This window comes from Pedobacter sp. Leaf41 (assembly GCF_001422545.1).
In the GTDB taxonomy this organism is placed as follows: Bacteria; Bacteroidota; Bacteroidia; order Sphingobacteriales; family Sphingobacteriaceae; genus Pedobacter.
In genome coordinates this window covers 316,284-333,923 of sequence record NZ_LMLE01000008.1, presented here as the reverse complement: position 1 = coordinate 333,923, position 17,640 = coordinate 316,284, and the positions used below count along the sequence as shown (strand labels likewise).

Genomic DNA, 17,640 nt, shown 5'->3' with positions numbered 1-17,640 from the left:
CCTTCCCGGAAGGTTTTTTTTGACCTAAATTTTTGAATTAACTTTTAAAAAAATGAGCGCAATTTAAAGTAATATTGAATCTCATCCGTTTTCTGGTTTATAAACCCAATTAATTTTGCCAACAAACGAATCTCAAAATATTATTTCTACGGTTTCCAACTACGGAAAACGCTTATTCAGTTTCATCCGCGGGCGAGTGAGTACGGATGAGGATGCGGAAGATATTTTGCAGGATGTTTGGTACCAGTTAAGCAATCAGCCTGAAGCTGGTGCCATAGAGCAAATTAGTGGCTGGCTTTATCGCGTCGCCCGGAATAAAATCACCGATAAATACCGAAAGCAAAAAGAAGATCATTTGGAAGATTTTACTTTCGAAGGCGAGGACGGGGAAATCAATTTTAAAGAGATTTTATTGGCTGACGCCTATTCTCCTGAGCAAGAAGGTTTGAAAAAGCTTTTCTGGGATCAGCTATTTTTGGCACTGGAAGAACTGCCGGAAAACCAGCGTTATGTTTTTGTTCAGAATGAATTGGAAGAACGTACTTTTCAAGAACTGGCTGATGAAACCGGTGAAAACATCAAGACTTTAATATCAAGAAAGGGCTATGCAGTGAAACATTTGCGCAGCCGTTTGCAAAATTTATATCAAGAATTTATTAACTATTAATTGAATAGGAAATGAGAAATAAAAAGTTTAGTAAAGGCAAGAAATTCATTTTCTTTATCCCTGTTGTAGCACTAATCGCAGCGGCCTTAGGCTACGTTGTCATGTTTTTATGGAACTGGATTTTACCAGAAGTAGTCCACGCCGGTAAATTAAATTTCTGGCAGGCATTAGGTTTGCTGGTACTTTGCCGCTTGTTGTTTGGCAATTTCAACAAAGGTGGGGGCAACAACCGATTTCGCGAAAAAGCCAGAGAAATGCGCTCGAAATGGGAAGGAATGAACGAGGAAGAACGGGCAAAGTTTAAAGAAGAATACCGCCGCCGTTGTGGAGGATGGGGACATCGAAACAAAGAATAATATGAAGCCAGCTGAAAAGCTGGCTTTTTGTGTTTTAAACTCTTGCCCGTCTTTGTCTAAAAGGGATTGCTATGCAGCGAGGAGCTTTCCAATTCTTCATTAATGACCGTATTAGGTGTTGTTTAGCCAAGCCAACACAAATCATGGCATGAAATAATTTTTTTCAAATTATTTAAAGTAAAAATAAATCACCGCCGTCTACCCTATTAAATAATCAAAAAATGAAACAAATATTTAAAGCTATAGCATTCGGAATCTTACTTGGCGCAGCCGTATTTTTCGTGCCCTTCATATTTAAGTTTATATTGGGATTGATGGTTATCGGTCTGTTCCTCAAAATGATTTTCGGCCGCCGTCGTCGTCACTTCGCAAATCGATTCGAAGAGTTTAACTCAAATTACTCGCCAATTGTACCTATTGATAATCAATGGTACAAACCCACCATTCAAGGAAACGGCCCAACAAATCACATCAACATTAATTACTAAGCCATGAAAGCATTTAGAATATTATTAGCCATGGTTGTAGCAGGTGCAACCTTTTACAGCTTGAATGTGTTGGCCATTCAAAACGGATATCCGGATCGGTTAGATCTCAAGAACAGGAATTACCGGGAAAACGATTGTGATTCACACCACGAAAACCACGGTTTTAGCCATCACAACCGGAAGGCAGTTGATAGCGTAATCATTCCAATTGATAGTTTAAACCAGTAAGCAGATGTCTCAGGTTTTAGTTTTAAGCAGTCCTTCGCAAAATGATGTTAATCCTATTTTAGGTTTTGCAAGCGAGTTGATTACCAAAGGAGAAAAAGTTACTTTTTTCGGTGCTCAGGAATTTAAGTCGCCAATTGAAAATATTGGAGCAGATTTTAAAGCCTATAATGAAGATTTAGATATCTTCAAACAACATTCGGAAGATGAAAAACCTAAATCTGGTTTGATAAGTGCGTTGCTTGAGCCAATGAAGTTTATTGATGACATCGTGGTGCAAATACGCGGATTAAAATTCGATTACGCCGTTTTTTCTCCATCGTATCCTTATGCCAACATCATTACACAATTACTGGGTATTTCGAGAACCCAGCAAATGATCTCGAACTGATCACAATTAATTTTAATAACATGTACAACGAAAATAGATGCCACACCGGCAAAATGAATAACAGCTGCGGAACAACACACGCAAGATTTGGCAGACATCACAATGGAAGATTTGCCCACCATGCACACGAAATGTTTGGGAATGGTACCCGACGTGTACCGGCGAACATTGAAGAAACTGATGAGAAGTTCACTATCTACGTTTTTGCTCCTGCCTTGGAAAAAGAATACCTGAAAGTATTAACTAAAGACGATGTTTTAACCATTTCTTACACCCCGAAAGAAGAACCGGCAGAAAGCGAAAAAAAATTCAGTAGAAGAGAATTTAGCAATGGTGCTTTTGAAAGAGCATTTGCTTTAAATGGCAAAGCCCTCGTTGATCAGATCACAGCGAAATATGCCGATGGCATTTTAACAATCATTCTGCCTAAAAATCCTGAAACGAATATGCCTGCAAAAGATATCGCAGTAAACTAAGTTTCGTCTATTATAATTTCGAAAACCCTGATTGTTTTTACAATCGGGGTTTATTTCTTTAAGGATTTTTCGCCTCCATAAATTGAACATGTTTGCTAGGATCAAACCTTTATCTTCCCAACAATTAAGTTGCTAAAATTTGTGGCAGCCATTTTGCTTTAAAAAGCCAAACACACACGATGAAAAGAATCAATATTTTAACTGCATCCCTAGCATTAATATTATTTTCCAATTTTAACGCCAAAGCACAGATTAAGTTAAGCGACATTTTTAAAAAAATTACTGAAAAACAAGCAAATACAACAAGCGCAACTGGCACACCAAGTACGTTCGAGATTGGCCAGGGCATTAAAGAAGCTTTGCAAATTGGGGTTTCTGCGGGTGCCGATAGATTATCGGTGAAGGACGGTTTCTTAGGAAATTTAGCGGTAAAAATTCTAATGCCTCCCGAAGCACAAAAGGTAGAGAAAACCTTGCGTGGAATTGGCCTGAACAAACTTTGTGATAACGTAATCACTAGTTTGAATCGTGCTGCTGAAGATGCGGCTACTGAAGCAAAACCAATTTTTATAAATGCTATAAAACAAATGACATTGGCAGACGCTTCTAATATTTTATTAGGAAACAACGACGCGGCGACCACTTATTTCAAACGTGTGACCACGGCACAATTGATGCAAAAATTTAGTCCGATAGTAACAACGAGCTTAAACAAGGTTAATGCTACAAAATACTATTCTGATTTAACCTCGCAATATAACCGGCTCCCTTTAGTAAAACCGGTAAATACAAACCTCACAGAATACGTTACGCAAAAAGCGATTGATGGTTTATTCATTGAAGTTGCAAAAGAAGAACTTAAAATAAGAGGTAATTTAAGCTCACGTAGCACAACTTTACTACAAAAGGTGTTTGGATACGCTGATAGAAAGAAGATTTAAGTCTGAACAAAATCATAAAAGGCAGCAGGCCCGGGTTTTGAAAAAACTCGGGCCTGCTTTATTTAAAACAATTCGTAAAATTGTACATGATAACATTCAAATCGCGTTTTGCAGCCGTTACTATCTTTTGTCTAGCTATTTTCGCGTCATGCAACTCAAATAAAAATGAAGAGTCAAAATCAACAGCAATGTTGGATAGCATTTCTTTAAGCAGTAAAAATTTCGCTTTGGCTTACCAGGATGGAGAAAAAATTGTGGCCACAAGTATTGATACGATGAAACAAATCTCCTTTGGGGGCGCTATGGACCCAGCTATTTCGCCAGATGGGAACAAGCTAGCCTACACGGTGAATAATACAACAGGCAACCGGACGATTTGGGTTGCCGATTTAGAAAACAAAAGTCAGCTGCAGTTACATGTGAATAGTAGCAATTATTACCAAGCCATGTGGTCGCCGAATGGAAATGCAATTGCTTTTAACATTTTTAATAGTAAAAACCTTTGGAAGGTTGGGGTAATTAAAGCAGATAATACGGGTTATTTGATTTTGGATAGCGCCTCGGCGATAAACGTTTATTCGCCAACATGGAAAAACGAAAAGGAATTGGTGGCGCATGATTTAAAAAACCTTTATACGTTTAACGTTGATGGAAAATTAGTCGAATCCAGAGTGATTGCGGATTTGATTGGAAAGGATTTTATGATCGCCAGCGGCAATCACTTCTTTTATTCTGAAGATGGCACAAAACTCATTTTCAATGCAGGAAACTCAGACGCTCCTGATGGCCTAACGGGGCCAAGCGAAGCGGCTTACATCTTGAATATTGCCAGCAAAAAGATCGAGAGACTTTCGCCAAAAGGAGTTAATGTTCCCTACATTTTCGTAACCGCAGATGACCGGATTTTTTATAGCGGCAGCGAAAAGCCATATACCCAAAGCAAAATTTACGTTTCGGATCTGAAGGGAAACATCAAAACTCTAGTAGATAAGGGTTTGAATCCAACAGGAGCATTGAAGTAGATTTTCTTAATTTAAGCGTATAGCATACCTCGGCTAGATGCAGCTTATAAAACATTTGAAGGTGGCTGGTATTCTTCCTCCCTGCCAAGCTGACACCAAATATTCTCAATTTGTTTATATTTTGACAGGACGAGTGAAAATTTGTCCCTCAAAAGCACTTGGCATAAAAAGTGTTAATTGTATGCTTAGTTAAAAAACTCAAATCAAAATAAAAAATAATAAAAAGTTATGGCGTTAAACCTTAAACCAATTGCTGGCAGTTCGAACAGAGTAATTGTAGAACCAGCTGCCGCAGAAGAGAAAACTGCATCGGGTTTGTATATCCCTGATACCGCTAAAGAAAAACCATCTAAAGGAACTGTAGTATCTGTTTCTGAAGAAGATGCTGAAGGTAAAAAAGCAACCGTAAAAGTTGGGGATGTTGTTATTTATGGTAAATACGGCGGTACTGAACTTCCTTACGAAGGTAAAGACTATCTAATTATGCGTGAAACTGATATCTACGCTGTAGTAGGATAATTTAAGTTAAAAGTAGAAAGTTAAAAGTCATAAGTAAATGCGATTTAATAGATCGTAAATCGTAATTCTAAAATCTTAAATCAAAATGTCAAAACAAGTAAAATATAACGTAGAAGCTCGTGATGCCCTGAAAAGAGGCGTTGATATTCTAGCGAATGCAGTAAAAGTAACGTTGGGCCCAAAAGGACGTAACGTAATTATCGATAAAAAATTCGGTTCTCCAGCGATCACTAAAGATGGTGTTACAGTTGCTAAAGAAATCGAATTGAAAGATGCGGTTGAAAACATGGGCGCTCAAATGGTGAAAGAAGTAGCTTCTAAAACAGCTGATATTGCGGGTGATGGAACAACTACTGCTACTGTTTTAGCTCAGGCCATTATTACTACTGGTATTAAAAACGTTGCTGCTGGTGCAAATCCAATGGATTTGAAACGTGGTATTGATAAAGCTGTTGCTGCTGTTGTGGCTAATTTAAGAGAGCAATCTCAAACTGTTGGTGAAGACAATAACAAAATTAAACAAGTTGCATCTATCTCAGCTAATAATGATGAGGTGATCGGCGCTCTAATTGCCGAGGCAATGGGCAAAGTTGGTAAAGATGGTGTAATTACTGTTGAAGAAGCAAAAGGTACTGAAACTGAAGTTAAAACAGTGGAAGGTATGCAGTTTGATAGAGGTTATTTATCTCCATACTTTGTTACCAATGCAGATAAAATGGAAGCTGAATTAGATAATCCTTACATTTTAATCTACGACAAAAAAATCAGCAACATGAAAGAATTGTTGCCAGTTTTAGAAAAAACTGTTCAAACTGGTAAACCATTGGTGATCATTTCTGAGGATTTAGATGGTGAAGCTTTAGCGACTTTGGTAGTAAATAAAATCCGTGGTTCATTAAAAGTTGTAGCAGTTAAAGCTCCAGGTTTTGGCGATAGAAGAAAAGCAATGTTAGAAGACATCGCAATTTTAACTGGCGGTATTGTTGTTTCAGAAGAAAGAGGTTACAAATTAGAAAATGCTGATTTAACTTACTTAGGTTCTGCTGAAAAAGTGGTAGTTGATAAAGACAACACTACAGTTATTAACGGTGCTGGTAACTCTGAAGATATTAAATCTCGCGTAAGCCAGATTAAAGCTCAAATTGAAACCACTACATCAGATTACGATAAAGAAAAATTACAAGAGCGTTTAGCTAAACTAGCTGGCGGTGTTGCTGTTCTTTACGTTGGTGCTGCAAGTGAAGTAGAAATGAAAGAGAAAAAAGACCGTGTTGATGATGCTTTACATGCAACCCGTGCGGCTGTAGAAGAAGGTATTGTTGCAGGTGGTGGTGTTGCTTTCATTCGTGCAGTTGCATCAATTGCTGATTTAAAAGGAGCAAACGAGGATGAGAATACTGGTATTCAGATCATCCGTCGTGCTATTGAAGAACCATTACGTCAGATTTGTGAGAACGCAGGTATCGAAGGTTCTATCGTAGTACAAAAAGTTAAAGAAGGAACAGCAGATTACGGTTACAATGCCCGTACTGATGTTTATGAAAACTTAATTGGTGCTGGTGTTATCGATCCAACTAAAGTTTCTCGTGTAGCACTAGAAAATGCAGCATCAATTGCAGCAATGCTATTAACAACCGAAGTTGTATTGGCAGACGAACCTGAAGAAGGTGGTGCTCCAATGCCTCCTATGGGTGGTGGTGGCATGGGTGGCATGATGTAATCATAAACCCATATCACGAAAATTTTTCGTGTAAAAATATGCCCTCAAGGTTTTCATCCCTTGAGGGTTTTTTTATGCCCTCACGATATCAAAAAAGGCATTTTTACTTTCATAAATCACTCTTCAGAAGCTGTTTGGTGTAAATATTTGTGAGTGTAACTTAGAATTTACCTTATTTGTACTTGAATATTTAAGAAAGCGTAGCATTACTTATTACACAAATGTAAGTAAGACAATCAGGCCACACACTGATTACCGCAACTAAATCATTCCCCCGTGTTAGAGATTTCTTAATGTAGACCTGTTTGAAAAGGAAATGGCTTTTGTATGCCCTTATTTTAGGGTTATTATTTAGTACTAAAATAACATTTGCTCAAATCACTATTGGGCCAGTAAATGCAGGACCATATACGCCTGGAAGTACTATTGCTGCAACATTTAAATTGCCCACAGAATGCTTCGGGCAAAACAATGTTTTTCAGCTTTACCTATCTGATGAAAACGGAAATTTCGGAACCGAAAAATTAATTGGCAGCTATACTGCTTTTTACAGCACCTATGTAAATGGCATTATTCCCGCAACAGGAATCCTTCCGGGAACAAATTATAAATTGAGGGTTAAGTCTACCAATCCAGCTATTATTAGTACCGAATCAACAGCTTTCGAAATAAAATCCGGAGCAGCCACCGAGGCGAAATTAATCTCAAACTACCTCAACCCAAACAATACCGAAACATTTGGTATCTGCACCAGCCGACCTAATAATCAATTTATTATTTCCAATGAATCTACTGCCGCTTCTGTAGTTACAGCAACTGTTACCAATGAGCTAACTGGTAATGTATCGCCATTGAATTTTACCACAAAGCTGCAACAGTTTACTGCCGACCAGGCGCACTACACAATATTAACTAAGGCGGTAAATCCAGATGGAACCGTGGCCACCAAAGCGTATTTTCTAATCAATAACAAAACAGTTACCGCATTTGGAAACTCGGGTAACAACATCGTTTGTTTGCCTTTGGGCGCTTTGGAGTTTAGCGTGGATTATACCTCACCTGGCGGAATACAAAATAATTTTCCCGGCGACAAATACACCATCACCTGGGGTGATAATTCAACATCTGTTTACACTTTCTGCGATATTGCCGCACTGCAGGGTAAGGTAAAACATAATTATCTCCGCTCATCCTGCGGAAGCACTTCCGTATCAAGCGCTGGTACTATCTTCAATGCTTTTGATGTAACCATAAAAGTCTCAAACGTATTTTGTGGCGATTTGGGAACACCAGTTTCTTCATCGGCAAAGGTTGTAGCGCAGCCGGTAAATAATTTCACTTTCACCAATCCTGGCTGTACCAACACCAATATCACTTTTATTAATACCTCAACCGCGGGAGAAAATCCGAATACCAACTCCTCTGGCTGTACAGAAAATGTAGTAACCTATAACTGGTATGTTGATGGAGTTCTGGTGGAGGCAAACAAACCCCGCTCGTATGATTTTGTATATAAATTCTTAACACACGGTGAACACAAGATCAGACTGGAGTCGAACAGTTCGGGTGCTTGCCAGGCTGAGGTTGTAGAAAAAATTATCTGTATTCAGGATCCTCCAAAACCAGATTTTGTTTTAGCTACCAAAACAACATGTGCAGGTGGATCGATAAAAGTTACTGATAAATCGGTGATCGATCAGATCTGCAATGCAGCCAATTCTTATTTTTGGGTAATATCGCCAGCGGCGAACTTTATTAGTGGCACAAATGCACAAAGTAAAGAGCCAGAATTTTTGTTCAATACTGCCGGCGTTTATACCATTACCCTAAACATTACAACACCATCTTGTGGTTTGGTTTCATCTACACCGCAAACCGTTGTGGTTAATAAATCGCCAATTGTTACTTTATCTCCAAACATTACCCTTTGTAACCTCGCCACCTACGATTTTAACCCGACAACAGTTGGCCCCACAAAAACTTTGATTGATGGAACACTGCTCGATGAAGCTGATACGTATACCTGGACGGTAACCGCTACTGGTGCCGGAACATATAGTTTTGCAAACGGAACTACTTCAAATACAAAGTATCCGTCAATCAAATTTGACAACTATGATGAATATACGATTAGCGTAACGCAGAAAAATAATTGTGGTACTATCACTAAAACTCAAAAAATTACTTTTTCTACTGCTCCGGTAATTAATGCAGGTACCGATCAAAGTATTTGTTTCAACGAGCCTTCTTTCCCATTGGCAGCAACTATCACCGGATCCACAACTTCTCAATCCTGGATTGGTGGAAATGGTCTTTTCACGCCAAGCAGAAATGCATTAAACGCAGTATATACGCCGACGCTTGCCGAAAAAAATAGCGGCAGCGTGACCTTGCGCCTGAGAGTAACAACCGCTTTGGCCGCCCCATGTAATCAAATTGATGATGATGTAGTACTCACGATTAAACCGAATATTGATATTACAAGTGCAGCAGCAAAAGTAATTTGTACAGGCAAAAACGTGGATTACACCCCAACTTCGGCTGTTGCCGGAACCGTTTTTAACTGGACAGCAACTGGTAGCACAAATGCAACAGGCTTTGCAGCAAGCGGAAGTGGAAAGATAGACGATGTGTTAACCAATACCGATTTGACCACTGATGCAATTGTTACCTATGTAATTACTCCAACTTTGGACGGCTGTTTTGGTACTCCCTTTACATTTAAAGTTACGGTAAATCCAAGTCCTTTGGTAAATGCAACCGCTCCAACCCTTAATATTTGCAATAAAACGAGTGCAGCTATAAGTTTATCATCGGTAATGACCAATGTAAAATACATTTACAGCAGCGTGATTAGTGGAGAAATTACAGGAAATAGCAACCAAAGTGTTGCATCATCTAGCACCGTAATTAATGATATTTTAACCAATTCAGGTTCAACGCCTGCAACAGTAACTTATACCATAACCCCAGTTTCGGCAGGTAATTGTGCCGGTGCACCAACCACAATTACCATTACCGTTAACCCGAGTGCAACATTGGCAAATGCCGGTGCAGATGCAGCCCTTTGTAATGTAAACACCTATATGCTTCAAGCCAATGAAGCTTTGGTTGGTTCAGGTAAATGGACAATTGTAACTGCCCCTACTACAATTTCTTTTGCTAATGATACCAAATACAACACTGAACTCTCTGGCTTGCAGGCTGGCAATACCTATGTTTTAAAGTGGACAATAAGCGATAGCGCTTGTTCGACAACAAGTGATGAGGTACAAATTACTGTAAGCCCGGAAAGTATTGGAGGGACCACTTCTGGCAGCAATACCTTGTGTGCGGGTACTAACGGAGGAGATATCACGCTATCTGGGCAGGTTGGCAGCATCATCAGATGGGAACGCTCTATTGATAATGGACAAAACTGGTCGGTGATAAACTCCAATGCAAATCCATTGGTTTATGCTAATTTGAGCATAACAACACAATACCGGGCGTTTGTTAAAAGTGGAAGTTGCGCCGAAGCCATTTCATCGGTTTCTACTATTACCGTTAATCCTTTAACAGTTACCGCCAATGCAGGTATCGATCAAAATTTATGTAGTGGGAACGGTGTAACTTTAAATGGAAATAATCCGGCTCCGAACAATGGCTTGTGGACACTCAGCTCCAATCAAACAGGAGTAACAATAGCTGATGCTACTATATTTAATACAAATGTAACTGGTTTAATTCCCGGAGAAGTTTACAAGTTTAAATGGACAATTACAGGTTTTACGGGCTGTCCGCCATCCTCATCGGAGGTAACAATCACATACTTCTCCCCTATTTCGAATAACATTAATAGCGCCGCGACATCAGTTTGTTCTGGTCAGCAGGTTACTATTCTAGGCAATGTTCCAACAGGCGGTTCAGGAAGTTTCAATTATCAATGGCAAAGCAGTACCGATGGAAGCACATGGGTAAATATTCCTTCGTCAATTGATAAGGATTTAACGGTTAGTCCGCCCGCTTCCTTATTTTACAGAAGATTGGTTAACAGCACCATCTGCACTTCGGTAAGTAATGTAGTAGAAATAAATGTATTGCCAGATCTGGCAAATAACACCATTTCTGCAGATCAACAACTGTGTATAGGTTCAGCAGCAGCTCCATTAACTGGATCTATACCAACGGGTGGCGATGGCAATTTTAATTATCAGTGGCAGTCTAGTTTAAATGGAACAGTTTGGAGCGATGTAATTGGGGCAAATACGTCAAATTTTACACCACCATTGCCAACGGTAACCATTTACTACCGCCGTAGAGTAACCAGCGGTTCGTGCTCGATTAACATGAGTAACTCAATAAAGCTCACTGTAAATCTTCCTGCGAAAGCAGAAATTACTTTTAATGAAGACAAAGGCTGCGCTCCGTTTAAACTTACAAGTACTAATGTGTCAGCTGTTTTGTATCCAGATCGAAATGCTACTTATACCTGGTTTGCAAATGGAGTAGAAATTGGAACAGGAGCAACTTTTCCTGGTTATACCATCCTCAATCAAAATGAAAGCGTAATTATTAAACTTGCGGTAACCAGTAGTAATGGCTGTGATAACGATGAGATTACACATACATTCACCACCCGGCAAGATGTTACTGCAGCGTTTACACAGAATACAACAAGCGGCTGTGGGCCTTTGAACGTTACGTTTACCAATACCTCTACGTCACTAACCGCAGCTACCTTCAAATGGGATTTCGGGAATGGAACAACTTCCGATTTGCCACAACCCGCCGCGGTAACCTATCAGGCTGACCCCACAGGAAAAGACCTTACTTACATTATTACACTAACTGCTACTACACCTTGCGGCACAACCACCAAAACTGCTGAAGTTTTAGTAAAAGCCAAACCAGTTTCTATATTCTCGCCAGATAAAACAGCCGGGTGCTCGCCATTTAAAGTAACTTTTAGCAATACATCACCCGGCAATTCTACCAGTTATACTTACGATTTTGGCGATGGAGAGACAGTTACTACTACCGACAAAGCCAGTGTTTCTCATACTTACAACACTCTTGTAGTTAAAGATTACGTAGTAAAAATGCTTGCTACAAATGAATGTGGTTCAACCGAATCTCAATACACCATCCGGGTTTCGCCAAATTCTATTGTTCCTGAATTGGTTGTAAACAGTAACCAACTTAGGGGTTGTGCACCATTTAAGGTAGATTTTTACAACAATACAAAAGGGGCAAGTACATTTGTTTACGACTTTGCCGATGGAAGTACAGCCATTACCCATTCTGCTCCAGAGGTAGTTTCGCATACTTTTACCAAACCAGGCAAATACAAGATAATACTTTACGCTTCCAATGGATGTTCCGATGCCTCAACCACAGAAGAAATTGAAGTTTTAGAACAACCTACAGTAAGTTTTACGGCCGACAAAACTATTGGATGCGATGGTGTAGTTGTAAAGTTTAAAAACAATAGTCAGGATGCGATTGGTTATGTTTGGGATTTTGGCGATGGCACTACTTCAACTAATGTTGAGCCAACACATACTTTTACCGGATCGGGCAAAAGCTTTAACATAACCCTGACCGCAACAAATATTTTGGGCTGTAAAAATACAGTAAGCATTCCGGGATATATCAAAACGGCAAATCCACCTGTGGCCGCGTTTACTGTTAGCCCTGGCAATGAATTGTCCATTCCAAACTTCACTTTCGGTTTTAAAGATATTAGTAGCGATGCGGTTAGCTGGGAATGGCTTTTTGGAGATGGATCAAGATCAACACTACAAAATCCAACTCATACTTATGCAAATGAAGGGGTGTATCCAGTTACCTTAAAAGTTTTAAATAAAGAAGGTTGTCCGGCTACCATCACCCAATCGGTTAGAATTATCGGCGTACCAGGAAACTTAAATTTACCCAACTCATTTATGCCTGCAAGTGCCAAAAACGAAATTAAAACTTTCAGGGCAAAGGGCCAGGGAATTCAAGACTGGAAAATGAGCGTTTTTAATAAATGGGGGCAACTGATTTGGGAAACCACAAAATTGGATGATGGTGCGCCAGCAGAAGGATGGGACGGTACATTTAAAGGGCAAGACCAACCACAGGGCGTTTACTATTGGAAAATAGAGGTAAAATTTATAAATGGAAGTGACTGGAAAGGGATGACTTATGATTCTGCTCCGCCACGGAAAACAGGCGTAATATACTTAATAAGATGATGGGGAGAAAGATACTATTATTGATGCTTGCTTTGCTGTTGCCGATCTTGATGATGGCTCAAGATCATATTTATTCACAGTTCTATAATTCACCAATTTACCTCAACCCTGCACTCACCGGGCAGTTTGAGGGCGATATTCGGTTCAATGCCTTATACCGAAATCAGTGGTCGGGTTTGGCCAGCGATTATTCTTACATGAGCGCCTCGGGCGATTTAAACCTGGAAAGGATAAACAGTGGTGTGGGCATAATTTTTAACAGAAGTACAGAAGGAACCGCCTATCTGGTAAAAAATAATATCGCCGCCAGTTATTCATATATCATAAATGGCGATGATTTTGCACTTTCTTTTGGCTTACAGGCCGGAATAACCAACCAAAAGTTAAATTGGGACAAATTGGTTTTTGGCGATCAGATTGGTATCGGAACGGGCTACATACCGGGTAGTATTTCTGGTGCTGAAAGACCGAGTATTGATAGCCGCTTTTATCTTGATGCCAACGCAGGAACCAATCTGGTTTACGGTAAATTTATGCTTGGTGTAGCAGCTCACCACATCAATCGTCCTGATGAATCTCTATCAGGCTTTCAGGCTAAATTGCCCATGCGCATTTCAGGAAATATGAGTTACAAACTCACGCTAATTCCCGATCAATACGATCGTGATGGAAGTTATCTTATTCCTTCCATCGTGGTTTACAAGCAGCAAAATATCACTTCATATAGCGCAGGGATGCAATACAAATACGCTGGCATAAATGCTGGAATTTGGTACCGAGGTGGAAGTAATGCCGGAGGAAACGATGCAATTGTATTATCGGTAATCTTTGACATTTTTAACCGAAGAACCAATGGCGAGAAATTTAGGGTAGGTATTAGTCATGATGCCACCTCTTCGAAAATCAATTATTCCAACACCAGTGGAACATCAGAAATTGGTTTGGGCTACGAAAAGTATTTTCAAAATAGTTCAAATGGTGGGCGGGCGAATGGCTTAAGATGTTACGATTTTTATTAATTTGGCTTTGTTAATTCAAAGCGATGAACGAGATTTTAGACAATAGCCATTTCATCACGCAAAGTGAGGTTAATAAATTTTTATTAGCCACTTTGTTATGTGGCTTAATTGGTGCAGAACGCGAATACAGAAGTAAATCTGCAGGTTTAAAAACCATGATGATGATTGGCTTAGGTGCCACGCTATTCACCATATTATCCGTTAAAATCGGACCAACAAGTCAGGACAGAATTGCCTCTAATATTGTTACCGGTATTGGTTTTCTAGGTGCTGGCGTAATTTTTAAGGAAGAAAACAGAGTTAAAGGATTAACTACCGCTTGTATTATCTGGATTGTAGCCGCCATTGGTATGGCCATTGGTGGCGGGTATTATGAACAGGCCATTGGCGTAACAGGTGTTGTACTGTTGGCTTTAATTATTTTTCCGTTTGTAGAAGAAATTGGCGATCGTCGTTTTACGAAAAGAATTTATCGCATCGTTAAAAAGCAACATACCCAGGGTGATTTAGAAAGTTATGAGGAAGCTTTTAGAGAAAATAAACTTAAGCCCCAGCGTGGAAAACATCAGTTAGCAAATAATATCATCACTGGGAACTGGACAGCCACCGGCACGCCGCAAAACCATCGGAAATTTGTAGAGCAAATGTTAAAGGATAAAGATATTATTGAATTCGATTTTTAGGGTTTTATATGATCAGTAATTTCTCTTATTAACTTTGCCTTTTCTTTTGAAATTTTAGTGACACTTAACCATTTAAAAAACAAATCGTAGCCCCAACCTGAAATTGATTTTTTATTTTCTCTGATAAAATCCAGCAATTCATATTTGCTTTTTAGGTTATATGTATTATTGCCAATTTCTGCTGAAGCTTTTAAATAACGTAGCAAAGTTTTGTGTTGAATGGATTTAAATTCTCTTTCAAGTTCAATGGCATAAGTTATTGCCCTACTAAAATCTTCCTTAATTACCATTAGCTCCAATAAACTCAACTGATGCATCTCAGTAGGTTGTTTGGTTTTCCTGAAGTGATCAATCTGTTCTTTATATTTCTTAATACCGCTCTCAAATGCACTATCAGCATCTTTTTGCTTTCCAATGTTTTTGTAAAGTATGCCTACATCACCCCAGCTGTCACTAAAATTTTTTGCTAAAGTTTGATAATCTTTTATGGCATTTAGCGTATCTCCAATTTTAAGATAGCTTTTCGCTCTAAATTCAAAATCAGGGATGACAAAATTCATTATTCGAATACCTCCTGAGGTATCTTGTTTGATTGCTTTAATTAAATAGTCTATTGCTGTTTTATAATTTCCAACCTGATAATTAGACTCTCCAACATTTCCTAAAAATATTCTGCTCATGGCTAAGCTATCATTTATAGCAATTGCTGCATTCGTTAACTCAACAGCCGCTTTAAATTCCTTACGGTAGTAGTGATTGTCGCCTTTGCTTAATAATGCCAAAACCATCGAATCTGTTTTTGGCAAATCATCTTTGGTAATCATTCCTAAATCAACAAACCACAAAGCCTTTTCAAACCGATTGGCAGTATATTGATTTAGATTGTTTGGAGAAGTTTTAAGCTTATTTCTGTTCAAGTTAATCTCTGACAAATAGGGTGCTTTTACAATTTCATGAGGAATTTCTGCAATCTTATTATCTCGAAGATCAAGTGATTTTACAAAGAAATTTTGCCAACCACTTTTGGGCAACTCCCCTATGCCACAATTTTCTAATTCAAGTGTATAAGCTTTTGATGGTATAGAAAATATAGCTTTCATTAATTGTATTGTGTTGATTTCGGTATTGTTGTTTAGATTCAGCAGTTTGATTGCTTTCCACCCGTTCAAATTATCAGGAAAGGATGTTATGTTGTTTCTTGTGATATTACGCTTAGGGTTGGGATCGTCTTTTCTATAAATTCCTCGGCCATTGTCATGGCTTTTTTCAGCTATATCTGCGCTATTAAGATATAGCTCTTGAAGAGAGTCTAGCAAACCAATTTGATCTGGTATACTATTTAGATCATTAGAGCTTAAACCTATTTTTTTTAGGGATTGCATATTGGCAATACTCGTTGGAATCCGTTTGATATTATTATAGTTTAATTGTAGGTCCTGTAATAAAGTAAGATCTCCAATATTTTTGGGTAATTCATTCAATTGGTTGTAGGAAAAGTTTAATGATTTTAGGTTTTTTAAATCGGTAATCGCATTTGGTAACTGTATAATAAAATTGTCATTAAAGTCTAGCGTAGTTAATTTTTTTAAGTTCTCAATATTTGCAAATACATCATTTAAATTGCAATGTTGCGCTTCCAAAACTTTTAAATTCGTTAAATTACCTAATGTGGAAGGCAAACATTCAATTGGATTAGCACTGATTTTGAGTTCGATTAATGAAAGGCATTTTCCAATATTTGGGTTTAATTTTTTGAATCTGTTTGCGCTTAGCTCTAAATACTTTAGGTTTTTCAGTTCTCCAATTTCGTCTGGTAGAAAACTTAAGGAATTGTAATTCAAGTATAAATTGGTTAATCTTTTCAGCTTACCAATGGTTGTTGGAATTTCTTCAACTTTACTTTCAATATCTAAAGAAAGGAGCCGACTTAAATTTCCGACTTCTTTAGATAGTACAATTTTACTTTGACCACTTATTTTTAAATGCTCTAAGCTTTTTAGTTTGCTAATATTTGGAGAAATGGCAGTTAATTTAACGTTGAACAATGCGAGGTGTTTAAGGTTTTTACTCGCTGATATCGCATCAAAAAAGTCTTGTTCATTTTCTACTTTTCCACTAGTTAACTGTAGCTCGGCAAGCTGTTTGTTTTTTAAAGGGGTTGTTAGTCTACCTATAATTTGAAGGTCGTCTATCCAAAGTTGGTTCAAATTTGGTAATGATGAAAGAATCTTGAAAGCTTTATTGTAATCCATTTTATATGATTGTAACCTTAAAGATTTAAGTGATTTCATTTGTGAAAACCATTTTGGCAAGGTTTCTAATTGTCCTCCAATCTGTAGCAGTTCCAGATTATCTAAGTATATCAACTCCTTTGGTACTTCATGAAGCGGCACATAGATTAAAATCAATTGCTTTAATTGAGGTAGCTTGGCTAAAGTGGATAGAGCTTCATTAAGTTTAAGTTTGCTATTCCCATAAAAACGTATTGAATTAATTTTGTTCAGTTTCAAGATTTCATCCGGAAGCTTAAAGGCTGGAACCGTACTTTTTTCGGCATACGGAGGATAGCCATTAAATTGAATTGTTTCTAAATTTGAAAATCTAGTGGCGGTTTGTAATAATGCTTTTAACTCATCTTCATTATTAAACTCGAACTCCAAATAATTGATGGAGGATAATTTTTGCTCATACTTATCCAGTTCCTTTATATCATTTACAGACAACTTAAGCCCCACAGTTGGGCTTTGCATATTATTATATTGTAAAATCGACACTTCATCTGCGAAAAGGTCTCGAGTTGAATATGGAAATTTGAAAAATTGTGCATGAAGTAGTTCTACAGAACTGAGAAATAAAAATAAGAGAAGCGTTCTTTTCATGTATAAGTCTATTATTTGTAAATATAGTTTTCT

The 17,640-nt window shown here is 38.3% G+C and carries 14 protein-coding genes; 13 read left to right on the top strand and 1 reads right to left on the bottom strand.

Features of this window, described 5'->3' with window-relative positions; translation table 11 throughout:
- Positions 1-115: 115 nt before the first annotated feature.
- The 13 genes from ASE92_RS13835 (at position 116) to ASE92_RS13775 (ending at position 14,728) form a co-directional block, all read left to right on the top strand.
- Positions 116-667: an RNA polymerase sigma factor gene (locus ASE92_RS13835; protein ID WP_056850700.1), complete on the top strand. Its 552-nt coding sequence runs from the start codon at positions 116-118 to the stop codon at positions 665-667.
- A gap of 11 nt (positions 668-678) precedes the next feature.
- Entirely contained in the window at positions 679-1,023 is a 345-nt protein-coding gene (locus ASE92_RS13830; protein ID WP_056850699.1) for a hypothetical protein, read from the top strand.
- Between the two features lie 221 nt (positions 1,024-1,244).
- Positions 1,245-1,511 (top strand): hypothetical protein, encoded by a 267-nt coding sequence (locus ASE92_RS13825; RefSeq protein ID WP_056850698.1) that lies wholly within the window; start codon positions 1,245-1,247, stop codon positions 1,509-1,511.
- A 3-nt stretch (positions 1,512-1,514) separates the two neighbouring features.
- Positions 1,515-1,739: a hypothetical protein gene (locus tag ASE92_RS13820; RefSeq protein WP_056850697.1), complete on the top strand. Its 225-nt coding sequence runs from the start codon at positions 1,515-1,517 to the stop codon at positions 1,737-1,739.
- A 4-nt stretch (positions 1,740-1,743) separates the two neighbouring features.
- Positions 1,744-2,127 (top strand): hypothetical protein, encoded by a 384-nt coding sequence (locus ASE92_RS13815; RefSeq protein ID WP_056850696.1) that lies wholly within the window; start codon positions 1,744-1,746, stop codon positions 2,125-2,127.
- A 20-nt stretch (positions 2,128-2,147) separates the two neighbouring features.
- Positions 2,148-2,603: an Hsp20/alpha crystallin family protein gene (locus tag ASE92_RS13810; protein WP_056850695.1), complete on the top strand. Its 456-nt coding sequence runs from the start codon at positions 2,148-2,150 to the stop codon at positions 2,601-2,603.
- A gap of 179 nt (positions 2,604-2,782) precedes the next feature.
- Positions 2,783-3,544, top strand: a complete 762-nt coding sequence (locus tag ASE92_RS13805; RefSeq protein ID WP_056850694.1) for a DUF4197 domain-containing protein — start codon at positions 2,783-2,785, stop codon at positions 3,542-3,544.
- Positions 3,545-3,630: 86 nt separating this feature from the next.
- A complete protein-coding gene (locus tag ASE92_RS13800; RefSeq protein ID WP_056850693.1) occupies positions 3,631-4,566 on the top strand; it encodes a PD40 domain-containing protein in 936 nt (311 codons plus the stop codon).
- A gap of 228 nt (positions 4,567-4,794) precedes the next feature.
- Positions 4,795-5,085, top strand: a complete 291-nt coding sequence (groES, locus tag ASE92_RS13795; RefSeq protein ID WP_056850692.1) for a co-chaperone GroES — start codon at positions 4,795-4,797, stop codon at positions 5,083-5,085.
- Between the two features lie 85 nt (positions 5,086-5,170).
- Positions 5,171-6,805 carry a chaperonin GroEL gene (gene groL / locus ASE92_RS13790; protein ID WP_056850691.1) on the top strand — a complete coding sequence of 545 codons (1,635 nt, stop codon included), beginning with the start codon at positions 5,171-5,173 and terminating at the stop codon, positions 6,803-6,805.
- A 305-nt stretch (positions 6,806-7,110) separates the two neighbouring features.
- Positions 7,111-13,026, top strand: coding sequence for a PKD domain-containing protein (locus ASE92_RS13785; protein WP_157255750.1), 5,916 nt, complete (start codon positions 7,111-7,113; stop codon positions 13,024-13,026).
- Positions 13,023-14,045: a PorP/SprF family type IX secretion system membrane protein gene (locus tag ASE92_RS13780; protein ID WP_056850689.1), complete on the top strand. Its 1,023-nt coding sequence runs from the start codon at positions 13,023-13,025 to the stop codon at positions 14,043-14,045. Before ASE92_RS13785 ends, ASE92_RS13780 begins: the two co-directional genes overlap by 4 nt.
- 23 nt (positions 14,046-14,068) lie before the next feature.
- Positions 14,069-14,728, top strand: a complete 660-nt coding sequence (locus ASE92_RS13775) for an MgtC/SapB family protein (RefSeq protein ID WP_056850688.1) — start codon at positions 14,069-14,071, stop codon at positions 14,726-14,728.
- Here the strand turns inward: ASE92_RS13775 and ASE92_RS13770 are convergent.
- The gene (locus ASE92_RS13770; RefSeq protein WP_056850687.1) at positions 14,725-17,607 is read right to left on the bottom strand and encodes a hypothetical protein; all 2,883 of its coding nucleotides are present in this window, start codon (positions 17,605-17,607) and stop codon (positions 14,725-14,727) included. The genes ASE92_RS13775 and ASE92_RS13770 overlap by 4 nt on opposite strands.
- Between the last annotated feature and the right edge of the window lie 33 nt (positions 17,608-17,640).

Bases quoted from the DNA above. Each gene is read 5' to 3' on its own strand.
- ASE92_RS13825 (WP_056850698.1), top strand. From the start codon at position 1,245: ATGAAACAAATATTTAAAGCTATAGCATTCGGAATCTTACTTGGCGCA.
- groL (WP_056850691.1), top strand. From the start codon at position 5,171: ATGTCAAAACAAGTAAAATATAACGTAGAAGCTCGTGATGCCCTGAAA.
- ASE92_RS13820 (WP_056850697.1), top strand. From the start codon at position 1,515: ATGAAAGCATTTAGAATATTATTAGCCATGGTTGTAGCAGGTGCAACC.
- ASE92_RS13800 (WP_056850693.1), top strand. From the start codon at position 3,631: ATGATAACATTCAAATCGCGTTTTGCAGCCGTTACTATCTTTTGTCTA.
- ASE92_RS13775 (WP_056850688.1), top strand. From the start codon at position 14,069: ATGAACGAGATTTTAGACAATAGCCATTTCATCACGCAAAGTGAGGTT.
- ASE92_RS13805 (WP_056850694.1), top strand. From the start codon at position 2,783: ATGAAAAGAATCAATATTTTAACTGCATCCCTAGCATTAATATTATTT.
- groES (WP_056850692.1), top strand. From the start codon at position 4,795: ATGGCGTTAAACCTTAAACCAATTGCTGGCAGTTCGAACAGAGTAATT.
- ASE92_RS13780 (WP_056850689.1), top strand. From the start codon at position 13,023: ATGATGGGGAGAAAGATACTATTATTGATGCTTGCTTTGCTGTTGCCG.
- ASE92_RS13810 (WP_056850695.1), top strand. From the start codon at position 2,148: ATGTACAACGAAAATAGATGCCACACCGGCAAAATGAATAACAGCTGC.
- ASE92_RS13815 (WP_056850696.1), top strand. From the start codon at position 1,744: ATGTCTCAGGTTTTAGTTTTAAGCAGTCCTTCGCAAAATGATGTTAAT.
- ASE92_RS13830 (WP_056850699.1), top strand. From the start codon at position 679: ATGAGAAATAAAAAGTTTAGTAAAGGCAAGAAATTCATTTTCTTTATC.
- ASE92_RS13770 (WP_056850687.1), bottom strand. From the start codon at position 17,607: ATGAAAAGAACGCTTCTCTTATTTTTATTTCTCAGTTCTGTAGAACTA.